The 10,438-nt window shown below is 64.6% G+C and carries 9 protein-coding genes and 1 pseudogene (1 of these 10 cut by a window edge); 4 read left to right on the forward strand and 6 right to left on the reverse strand.

Features of this window, described 5'->3' with window-relative positions; genetic code table 11:
* Position 1 precedes the first annotated feature (1 nt).
* Together EGH24_RS15600 and EGH24_RS10330 are read left to right on the forward strand one after the other, a co-directional pair.
* Positions 2-1,681, forward strand: coding sequence for a dCTP deaminase domain-containing protein (locus EGH24_RS15600; protein WP_394348370.1), 1,680 nt, complete (start codon positions 2-4; stop codon positions 1,679-1,681).
* Between the two features lie 58 nt (positions 1,682-1,739).
* Positions 1,740-2,648, forward strand: coding sequence for a thiamine-phosphate synthase family protein (locus EGH24_RS10330; RefSeq protein WP_142980064.1), 909 nt, complete (start codon positions 1,740-1,742; stop codon positions 2,646-2,648).
* A gap of 71 nt (positions 2,649-2,719) precedes the next feature.
* Here EGH24_RS10330 and EGH24_RS10335 read toward each other — a convergent pair whose 3' ends face one another.
* The gene (locus EGH24_RS10335) at positions 2,720-3,655 is read right to left on the reverse strand and encodes an FAD-dependent oxidoreductase (protein WP_142980065.1); all 936 of its coding nucleotides are present in this window, start codon (positions 3,653-3,655) and stop codon (positions 2,720-2,722) included.
* Between the two features lie 148 nt (positions 3,656-3,803).
* On the opposite strand from EGH24_RS10335, the gene EGH24_RS10340 reads away from it, so the two are divergent.
* Both EGH24_RS10340 and EGH24_RS15390 read left to right on the forward strand, forming a co-directional pair.
* Positions 3,804-4,817, forward strand: coding sequence for a glutathione S-transferase family protein (locus EGH24_RS10340; RefSeq protein ID WP_142980066.1), 1,014 nt, complete (start codon positions 3,804-3,806; stop codon positions 4,815-4,817).
* A gap of 172 nt (positions 4,818-4,989) precedes the next feature.
* A complete protein-coding gene (locus EGH24_RS15390; RefSeq protein WP_185903301.1) occupies positions 4,990-5,166 on the forward strand; it encodes a hypothetical protein in 177 nt (58 codons plus the stop codon).
* 10 nt (positions 5,167-5,176) lie between these two features.
* Here the strand turns inward: EGH24_RS15390 and EGH24_RS10345 are convergent, their stop codons facing one another.
* The 5 genes and pseudogenes from EGH24_RS10345 to aspS all read right to left on the reverse strand — a co-directional run.
* Entirely contained in the window at positions 5,177-7,339 is a 2,163-nt protein-coding gene (locus EGH24_RS10345; RefSeq protein ID WP_142980067.1) for a hypothetical protein, read from the reverse strand.
* A 117-nt stretch (positions 7,340-7,456) separates the two neighbouring features.
* A complete protein-coding gene (locus EGH24_RS10350; RefSeq protein WP_142980068.1) occupies positions 7,457-8,206 on the reverse strand; it encodes a 4-phosphopantoate--beta-alanine ligase in 750 nt (249 codons plus the stop codon).
* Positions 8,207-8,258: 52 nt separating this feature from the next.
* On the reverse strand, positions 8,259-9,095 hold the full coding sequence (locus EGH24_RS10355; protein WP_142980069.1) for a pantoate kinase: 837 nt from the start codon (positions 9,093-9,095) through the stop codon (positions 8,259-8,261).
* Positions 9,096-9,119: 24 nt separating this feature from the next.
* Positions 9,120-9,536, reverse strand: a complete 417-nt coding sequence (locus EGH24_RS10360; protein WP_246057965.1) for an SHOCT domain-containing protein — start codon at positions 9,534-9,536, stop codon at positions 9,120-9,122.
* Between the two features lie 56 nt (positions 9,537-9,592).
* Positions 9,593-10,438, reverse strand: a pseudogene (gene aspS / locus EGH24_RS10365) (aspartate--tRNA(Asn) ligase); it runs 459 nt beyond the window's last position.

The following is a 10,438-nucleotide window of genomic DNA, read 5'->3' on the forward strand; positions in this document are numbered from 1 at the left end:
GGTGCATGCATCGCTGCCGTACGACGAGGAGGTCTTCCTCTGGACGCCGGCCGACGGGTTCGGATTCTACGAGATCGGCGAGATCGTCGAGAACGAACAGCCAGCACACGCCGTCTCCTTCGATCCGCAGACGCTGCGCGTCAGCACGCATCGCGTCTCCGATTACATCGAGAACCCGACGAAACGCATCTACCGCGTCGAACTCGAATCCGGCCGCGAGGTGCTGGTGACACGCGACCACAACCTGTTCACGCTCGACGAACACGGCGGCGTGACCCGGATCGCAAGCGAGGACGCTGAGGGCGAACTCGTGATGACGCCGGGAGAACTCCCCGAAGCAGAGACCGAAACGCCGACCATAGATCTCCTTGACCGACTCGACAACGACGAACTCACTGTGTATGCATCAGATGGGCTCGGTTCAGTCGATTGGGAGTCGGTTCCACAGGGCTCGGAACGGCACTATCAGGACCAGTCGAGCGCGCCGGCAACCGCGGTCACGCCGACGGCTGCACCCGACGACCTCGATGTCGCATTCAAACAGAGTACGCTCCGGCTCCCGCGACAGCTTCCCGTCAGCGAAGAATTCGGCTGGTGTCTCGGCTTCTATATCGCCGAGGGGTACGCCCGCCGAAAACAGGTCGTCGTCAACAATCAAACCGAGGCGTACGTCGAACGGTTCGCCGATTTCTTCGATTCGTGGGACGCCTCGCTGTCATGGGACGAACAGGACAGCGGCGTGACCGCCGTCACCGTTTGTTCGGCCCTCTGGTCAGCACTCGTCCGCGACCTCTGCGGGAGCGGGAACGAAAAAACGATCCCGGATGCGGCATGGGACTGGCCGACGCCCGTTCTTGAAGCACTCTATGAGGGACTGATCGACGGCGACGGTAGCCGACGCGAGAGCCGAGATACCCTCTATACGGCCAACGCGGAGTTAGCCAACCGCGCCGCGTATCTCGGCACGCGGCTCGGCTACAACACCTCGATGTACAGCCGCGAGCGCGAGATGTATATCGAACCGAGCGACTGCCACAACGAGATGACCGAATGGTGTGTTGATTTCTCAACGAACGCCCACAAGCGCGGCCAGTACGTCCCGACGCCGAGCGAACTGCTCCGCGAGTACCGCAACGAGGCAGGTCTGACGATGGCCGAAGCGGCCGATGCAATGGGATACAACTCGAAATCGAGCATTTCGAACGTAGAAAACCGTGAGTACGAGTCAGTCAAGCGCGAGACGCTCGAACAGTTCCGTGAGGTCTACGCCGACGCTGGCGTCGACACGTCTCGTCTCGATGACCTGCTCGACGGTGACATCGTCTTTGATAAAGTGGCCGCAGTCGAGAAAACCGACCGCGTGGAACCGACCTACGACCTCGAAGTCCAGCCGCGCGGCCGCGTTATCGAGAACTTCCTCGGCGGCCGTGGCGGCGTCTTCCTCTCGAATACGGCCGGCTTCGTGGACCCGGGGTACCGCGGCCAGATTACCCTCGAACTCTCGAATCTCGGGGCCGCGCCGGTCGCGCTCTCGCCCGGCATGCGCGTCTCCCAACTCGTCTTTACCGAACTCAAATCCGAATCAACCCGACCCTATGGCAGTGAGCGCGGCTCGAAGTATCAGGATCAGGACGGCCCCAAGTCCTCAAAGATTCAGGACGATCCGGAATTCGAATCGTAGGCGCGTTGTACAGTATAAACCACGACACTGATAACGGTTCACCACAGCAGTCCGATATATGAAATTCATCGAAGAACTCGTTGTCGAGGAGTTCCTCCCGACGATTCGGTCGCTGCTGGCCGAGTCCCTCCGAGACCGCGGCCTCACCCAACGCGAGGTCGCCGACGCGCTGGGGATCAGCCAGTCGGCCGTCTCGAAGTACGCCCACGGCGAGGTCGCCCACAACGAGGCCATCGCAGCCGACGACCGCGTCGTCGAACTCGTCGAGCGCGTCGCCGACGGGCTGGCGACCGGCGACATGAGCCGCGTGCAAGCCCTCGTCGAAATCGAGGTGCTGATCCGCCAGCTCGAAGACGGTGACCTGCTGGCCGAGGTTCACGAGGACGCCATGCCGGAACTCGCCGAGGCCGATATCGACTTCTCGGTCCACGACCCCGACAGCCGCATTCGACAGACCGAACAGGTCCGCTCCTCGGTCCGCCGCGGGCTGCGCACGCTGACGAGCATGAGCGGTTTTGCCACCCTCATTCCGAACGTTGGCTCGAACCTCGTAGAGTGCCTGCCGGAGGCGACGACCGTCGACGACGTGGCCGGCGTTCCAGGGCGCATCTTCGACATCAAGGGCCGCGCCACCGTGCCCGCCGAGCCGGAGTTCGGCGTCAGCGAACACGCCGCCTCGGTACTGCTGGCAACCCGGAACCACGGCGTCGACGTCGCGGCTGGCCTCAACATCGCTTACGACGCCGATCTGATCGCGGACTTCGAGGCGGCCGGCTACAGCACCGTCGAGTTCGACTCCGAGGCCAGCGAGGAGTTGGCGGCGACCATCGGCGATGCCGTCGCCGATGCCGACCTGACGGAGACGTTCGTGCTCTATCAGACCGGCGGCTTCGGCATCGAGCCGATTTCCTACGTGCTCGGACCGAACGCGCCAGCGGTCGCTGCGGTCGTCCGCGACGTAGTGTAGAAAGCTGCAAGAGGTGGAGGGCTGCAAAGGAGGGCGCGCGTCAGCGGGACTATTTGTAGTGTGTTGTCAGCTTAGTCGTCGGCGAGCGTCGGCGACGCCGAGAAGTCGACGGCGGCACCGTCTTTGCCGAGTTCGTCAAGCGCGACGGAGGCCGCGCGTTTGCCGGACAGCAGCATCGCGCCGAAGGTCGGCCCCATTCGCGGGAGGCCGTGAGTGGTCGCCGTGGCGAGNCCGGTNGCGANNACGCCGTCGTGGACNNNGCCGGTNTGNTCGACGACNNCGTCCTCGCTCTCNGNNACCCACATCGAGTCGTGGCCGGGGGAGTCGTGACCGGGCGCACCGTACTCGCCGTCTTCCGACTGATCCATCCCGGTGTTGTTCTCTTTGGCGTGTTCGATACCGGGGGCATCGAGGACGCCGCGCTCTTCGAGNTTCGAGNCGACGANNGCCTCNTGGCCNGTCGCGTCGATGACGAGGTCCGCCTCGACGGCGACCGGGTCGACACAGGTGAGTTCGCGGGGGAGCGCGTGGACCGGGGTCCAGTTCATCACGATACCGCCGACACGGTGGCCCTCGCGGACGACGACGTCCGTGAACTCGGTCATGTTCTGGACCCGCGCGCCNGCGTCNCAGGNNGCCTTGATGAGNNNNGAACAGGCGTGGGGACCTTTCGCTGTGTGAAGCCCCTCGACTTCCTCGCTCTCCTGATGGGGCACGTCGAGTTCGTCGAGNACNNNNTCGNCNGGCNCNCGGACGGTCACCTTGTTCATCAGGAAGCCGCCGAGCCAGAAGCCGCCGCCGAGATAGTTGTTCTTCTCGACGACGGTGACGTCGACGCCCCGCTCGGCCAGCTCCTTCGCGGCCATCAGNCCNGAGGGNCCGCCGCCNACGATGATCACGTCGCTTTCGGTGAAGTCCATGAACTCGTCGCTGAACTCCTCGGTGATCGCACGGGTCACTTCTGCCTCGCCTGCCTTGCTGAAACCGCTGAACTCTGATTCGGACATACCACCTCGTAATATTTGTTGGTGGTACAAGTCGGTTCCGGTCAAGTATCCGCGGCGGAAACACCGCTTTTGGCCGTTGCCGGGGCGGTTACCCGGAGGTAACCGCAGCGAACCCTTTTGCCCATCGCCCCCCGATGTACAGGTACTCATGAACATGCTTGTCGACGGCGAGTGGCGAACCGACACCTATCAGGCGACCAACGAGGAGGGCGCCTTCGAACGCGGCGAAACGACGTTCCGCAACTGGATCGCCGGCAGCGACGTGCCCGAGCATATCGACGCCGAACCCGACGAACGGTTCGAAGCCGAAGCGGGTCGGTATCACCTCTACGTCTCGTATGCCTGCCCGTGGGCTCACCGGACGCTGCTCGTCCGCGCGCTGATGGGGCTGGAAGACGCCATCGACGTCTCGGTCGTCGATCCGTGGCGCGGCGACGACGGCTGGCAGTTCACGCCCGAAAAGGAGGGTTGCACACCCGACAAACTCCACGGCAGCGACTACCTGCGGGAACTGTACGTCGAAGCCGACCCCGACGCGACCTGCCGGGTGACGGTGCCAGTGCTGTGGGACACGAAAGAGGAGACCATCGTCAACAACGAATCCCGAGAGATTATCCGCATGCTGACGACCGGGTTCCGCGAGGTCGGCGAGCGGGATGTCGATCTCGCGCCCGAATCGAAGCAGGAGGAGATCGACGAGATCATTACTGAGATCTATGAGCCGATCAACAACGGCGTCTACCGGGCCGGCTTTGCGACCAAACAGGAGCCCTACGAGGAGGCCGTCACCGAACTCTTCGACGCCCTCGACCACTGGAACGAGGTGTTGGCCGACCAGCGGTTCCTCGCCGGCGACAAGCTGACCGAGGCCGACATCTGCATGTTCACGACGCTGATTCGCTTTGATCACGTCTACCACACGCACTTCATGTGCAACGTGCAGTACATCCACCAATACGAGCACCTCTGGCCGTACCTCCGCGACATGTACCAGCAGCCCGGCGTCGCCGACACGGTCGATATCGACCACATCAAGGAGCACTACTACACGACCCACCCCGACGTGACGCCGCACGGCATCATTGCGAAGGGACCGGACATCGACTTCGCGGCCCCCCACGACCGCGAGCGACTCACGAACGCGGCCACCAACCCGCTGTAACGGGCTGACCGTTATCGAAGCCGATAATTTTGGAGCTATTTTTATCAATAGCCGTGTGCTTGCTCCGAGTAACGCCTGTGATCCAACAACAGGCGGACGCAAACCATGTTCAACACTGAGAATCGAAGTCAACTGATGTCCCGGACGCCACGTGCGTCCACCACCGAAACCCATGCCACCACAGCCGAGTAACTCGGGCCCATCGCTGAGTCAGGTCCTCGGCCTCGGCCGACTGAGTACCGTCCTGATGTTGGTGCTCGCGCTGAGCATCGCAGTCGTCGTGGGAGCCGTCGTCTTCGCCCCCGATAGCTTCGCGCAGGCACCTGAAACGGTACTACTGCCGGTCTAAGAGCCGAATTTTACAGCTTATTGGCGGCCCGTGCCTGTTCGGATCGTCGCTGGGACTGCTCTAAGCGGCGTTCGCTCGCCCGTTCGATTTCGTCCGGGAGCGAGTCGCTGGCTTCCGCCAGCCGCGTCGCAACCCGTTCGAGCCGATCCTCGACGTTAGCGAGACTCTGATCGGCCTGCCCGCGGTCGCCGGCGGCGGCGCGCTCGGCGGCTCGCCGGGCGGCTTCGCCGACCGCATCGAGGGCGCGCCGGAGGCCACGAACCGCGTTTTCCGAGCCCTCAAGCGTCTCGTTGCGGTCGGAGCCGCCGCCCCCGCCGCTCCCGGAGCCAGTCGTATCGTCGTCGGTATCATCGCTGTCACCACCACTGTCCTCAACGGCCGCGACGGCGGCACTCGTCTCCTCGGCTACGTCGGCGAGATACGTCGCCAGCGAGGCCTTGCCGGTTTGGGGGTTGTCGAGTCGAACCCGCTCGTCGGCCTCGGTGGCAGCTTGGTTGACGCGGATCGCGCCGACCTCGTCGTCGCTGTCCCGGACTTCGGTCGTGTACGCACCGCCGCGGTGGACGTAGACCGCGTCCGGGCCAGAGAGCGGCGCGTCGTAGAGCCGGCCGGCGAAGTCGTCCTCGACGGCCAGCTCGGTAAGCTCGCTGTCGGACTCGCTGGGGTCGACTTCGAGTTTCGTCGCGTTCTCGCGGGCGACAAGCGGGATCGACCCTTCGACGCCCGCCGGCGTCGTTTCGGTCTCTTCGTCGACACCGACCGTCTCACTGTGCGGTTCGACGCCGGCCCCATTGACCGTCAGCCGGTGCTCGCCCGCGGGCACGTCGTCGACGACGGCGACGCCGCTGAACGTCGGGACGGCTTCGGGCTCGCTCTCCAGCAGCGCGACGCCCTCGACGCCGAGGTCGTCGGTCGTCAGCCCTTCGTCGTCGGGGGCGTCGTCGTTGCTGATGGCTTGTGAGAGGCTGGCGACGACGGTCGATGCTGAGGCCGGCGCGCCGATGGCGTCGTACCGCTCGGCCAAGGCGGCGCGGTGGTTGCGATCCGAGATGTCCTTCGCCGGATCGTCGTACCGCGGTTGGCCCCACGGGACGCCGGTGGTCGTGATGTGGCCGGCGATGGCGTCCTCNGCGAACTGCGGGACNGNNAACTCGAAGCTNAGCTGNGGGCCGGTGAACGCCGTGATNTGCTCGATCTCTCGCGTCGAGACGAGATCGTACTCGGCATCGACGGCGTCTTCGATCTCGTCGGTTTCATCCCGGCCGGCGTACTGGAAGGTCGACCCCGTGGTTCTGTTGGGGAGTTCAGTCGGCGGGGAGGTGAGCTCGCTGAACGAACTCACGGTCAGTTCGTCGGGAATCAAGTCCGTACGCTCTACATCCGGCAGCCGGTCGTGCTCGTAGAGCGGCGCGCCGTCGAGTTCCGGCACGACGTAGGGGAGTCTGGATCCCTCATCCCGGGGTAGCCCGTAGGCGATGGGGAGGTTGACAACGTCCTCGATGGTTTCGATCGCGCTGTTGGTGATGTCGGCGAGCCCGCCGTCGACCGAGAGCCGCTGGAATCGATCGGCGACGTTATTAACCGACAGCGCGCTGGAATGCGAGCCTAGCTCCGAGAGGATGCGCGGCTGCATCTCGGGATCAGGGTCGAGGAATTCGTTGTTGGGGACCTTGCGGGAGTGCGANCTNGCGACGTAGAGCTGNGGNTCNTCGGTGTCGGTNTCGACNAAGACGTGTAACACCTCCCAGTCGTGCCAGTGGAAGTTCGTGGTGAACTGATCGAACGCCGAGTAGTACCAGAACTGTACNACNGCNAGCGGCGANTCNTCGTANGAGACGNCGTGNTAGAACANCGTCAGTTCCGGCGGCGTGTCCGAGTCGTTCGACGCCGCGGTATAGTCGTTGAGCGCGTCGAAACCGTCGACGACTGGCTCGCCGTCCTGCTCGGATTCGTAGGTTCGAGGATCAGTCGGGAACCATTTTTCGTCCTCGTCGAAGTACAGCGTCGGAGCGTACTCCTCGGCGAGTTCGCGGGTTCGCTCCTCGCTCAGCGTCGTGGTACTCCGATCCGGCGCGGAATCGAACGCCGAACAGCCCGCGAGCGACGCGGTGCCAGCGAGCCCGAGCGACGTGAGGAGGCTGCGACGGTCAAGATGGAGGGGCGGTGACGACATGGCTCACCAACCACATCCCGTCGATCGTGTGGAGGCAAAACGCATGGCACCCCGTTCCGCGGGCAGACGAATAGGTCTTCTGGCGCAGATACTGTCACTACGTCGTCGTTTTCCGGATTACGTCAACGAACCGCTCCGGATCGCCTCCTCGGCGGCTGCCAGCGCGGCGTCGGCATCGAAGTCCGCAACGACCGCTTCCAGCGTTTCGGGCTCCGCATCGCGAAGGGCCTCGGCGTGCTCGGTCATGTTCGGGACCGCGCGGATGACGTTGTCGACGATCGGAATCGCNGCNNNCTGNGCNGANCGCGANAGCGGGTTNAGGTCGANGACGATCTCNGTCTTGCCCATCGCGGCGAGCGCCTCGGCGCGGTCGCCGTCCTCCAGCGGGACGAGCACGACGTCCGCCTCGCCGATGCCGTCGCTGTCGACNNTCGCGCGNNCGTGGNNNAGNNNNGGAATNCGGCCGTCGGCAGTCTGTCCCTTCACCTCGTCGGCCCCGTGCTCGCGGAGGTGGTCGGCAATCGCTTCCATCCGCTCTTCGGTTCGATTGAACAGATTAACCTCGATATCGGCGTCAACGGCGGCGGCGAGCGCGACGATCTCTTCGGCGACGAGGGCGGCGACGTTGCCGTTGACCGAGAGTACCGGATGGTCGGCGAGCAGCAGTTGGGCGGCTGCCGCGCGTTCGGCGTCGTCCGCGCTGTCGATTGTTTGCTCGCCCAACAGGTAGTCGAAGGCCTCGCCGCGGCCTTCGGCGATCAACCCCTGCTGGCTCGTGATACCCTTCTCGACGCCGTCCTCGATCCGGTGGCGCGTCAGCAACGACTGATACCGCGGGTGATCCTCCGGCAGCTCGATCTCGCTCATTGGCTGTGGATTCGACTCCGACGGCAAAACGTTCGCTCTTCGAGCCGGCCGGCTACCCGTCGAGCAGTCGGGCACCGCCGGCGTCGGTTCGACACTGCTGGGGATCGTAACCAGCGGCAGAGAGCCCGTCACCGGTCGCAAAGACGGTGTTGCCGAGCATCGCCATCGCGGCGTCGCCGCCGTCCTCGTCAACAGCGTCGATAGCGTCGGCGACCTCGTCGGTCAGCAGCTCCGCGTCGGCGGCGAACTTCCGAGAAGCAGTCATAAACCGATCAATCGTCGGCCACTCCAAAACCCGGCTGAGCGCGGACTCGCCGGCGACCGTCAGCTGGTCAGTATCGCCGGACAGCACTGCTTCGGTCGACATCTCGCCGAAGGTAACGTACTCGATCTGCGGACGAGCGGGCAGCCCGTCGAGGCGACCGTGACTCGGCGACCCCGGATCGATCCGGATCGGGAGGCCGCCGCGGGCTTGCGCGACGACATCGCCGAGCCCGGTGCCGGCTTCGACCTCCGCGCAATGGGCGAGTGTAATCAATTCGTTTTCCGTCTTCCCGCAGTCGAAGACGGCATTCGCTGCGAGAGCAGTTCCGAGCGCGAGCGCGCCGGAGACGCCGAACCCCGCGCCGAGCGGCAGCGACGTGTTGGCGTCGACAGCGGCATCGACGCCGAGGCGATTGCATACGTCTGCGACAGGCAGCATCTCGATTCCCTCGCCATTGAGCCGGAGCCCAGAGCCGGGCGTGACGGTTACCTCGACGCCGTCAGTGAGCGTGATGCCGGCTCCGCGACTGCCCGCCTGTGAGCAGGTGGTGGCCGTGTGCGCGCTGAAGAAGCCGGTGATATGCCCCGGGACGAACGCCGTCGCCGACGGCTCCCCCGCTGTCATACCCCTACCAGCGTCGGCGAGCGATTAATTCTTGCTGGTTCGCTCGCGGGCCGACTCGCGTTCAGCGGTCGTCGACCGCGCCTCCTCAACCGTCGCTGGCGACGCCGATCCGAGCAACTCCTCAAGCCGCCGTTCGAACTCGGCGTCGTCGATCTCGCCGCGAGCGTATCGGTCTTTGAGGGCTTCGACAGGATCATCGCGCTCGTCGGTCGCGGCCGGCTCGTCGGTCGCCGCGGATCGCTCGTAGTACCGCACCAGTCCCATCACCGCCGGCAACACGCCGGCGAAGCCGACCGGAAAAGCAACCCAAAACCACGCGACATCGAGTGCGAGCAGGCCGAAGGCGACAAGCAGAATCAGCGTCGTCGTCATCCCCGCGGCGATCTGTTCGAGCGGTGGCTGCTCGTCAGTGTTGCCAGCAGCAGAATCGCTCTCACTCATAAGTGTCTCTACTCGGCATATCACAAAAAATTGAGCGGCAGAATCGTAGATCGAGACTATGGGCTCAAACGTTGCCGATCCCGCGGGAACAACACGCCTTCNCGGATGTTGTCNAGGNCGAGCANCGTCATNANNAGCCGCTCGCCGCCGAGCCCCCAGCCGGCGTGGGGCGGCATCCCGTATTTGAACATCTTCGTGTAGTACTCGAACGCGTCGGGGTCGAGCCCCTGCTGTTCGAACCCCTCGATGAGNNGGTCGTNGCGGTGTTCNCGCTGNCCGCCGGAGACNAGNTCCATCCGGGGATGCATCAGGTCGAACCCGGTGGAAAGCTGCTCGTCGTCGTCCTGATCCATGATGTAGAACGGTTTGATCTCGCTGGGCCAGTCAGTGATGAAGTAGTGNTCGCCNACGTCCTCGCCGAGNGCGNNNTCGCCNTCGGTCGGNAGGTCGTCNCCCCAGACGAGCTGCTCGTCGAGCGCGCCGGTCGCGTTGATGCGCTCGATGGCCTCCTCGTAGGTGAGCCGCGGGAACTCNCCCGNNGGNACNTCGAACNCNTCGGCGANNCCGAGNGCNTCGAGNTCNNCCNGGCAGTTNTCGTCGACNGCCTCGTAGGCGGCNNTNACGACNGCNTCGNNNACGTCCATCGCNTCNNNGTGGTCGAAGAAGGCCGACTCGAAGTCGATGGAGGTCGCCTCGTTGAGGTGGCGCGGCGTGTTGTGCTCCTCGGCGCGGAAGATGGGACCGATCTCGAAGACGCGCTCCAGCCCGGAGCCGACCATCAGCTGTTTGAACAGCTGCGGGCTCTGGTTCATGAACGCCTCCTCGCCGAAGTAGGTGATGGGGAACAGCTCGGTGCCGCCCTCAGTCCCGGTGGCGACGATCTTCGGCGTGTTGATCTCNGT

The sequence above is a fragment of the Halonotius terrestris genome (genome assembly GCF_006861665.1).
Taxonomy (GTDB): domain Archaea; phylum Halobacteriota; class Halobacteria; order Halobacteriales; family Haloferacaceae; genus Halonotius; species Halonotius terrestris.

Bases quoted from the DNA above. Each gene is read 5' to 3' on its own strand.
- EGH24_RS10330 (WP_142980064.1), top strand. From the start codon at position 1,740: ATGAAATTCATCGAAGAACTCGTTGTCGAGGAGTTCCTCCCGACGATT.
- EGH24_RS10340 (WP_142980066.1), top strand. From the start codon at position 3,804: ATGAACATGCTTGTCGACGGCGAGTGGCGAACCGACACCTATCAGGCG.
- EGH24_RS15390 (WP_185903301.1), top strand. From the start codon at position 4,990: ATGCCACCACAGCCGAGTAACTCGGGCCCATCGCTGAGTCAGGTCCTC.
- EGH24_RS10355 (WP_142980069.1), bottom strand. From the start codon at position 9,095: ATGACAGCGGGGGAGCCGTCGGCGACGGCGTTCGTCCCGGGGCATATC.
- EGH24_RS10360 (WP_246057965.1), bottom strand. From the start codon at position 9,536: ATGAGTGAGAGCGATTCTGCTGCTGGCAACACTGACGAGCAGCCACCG.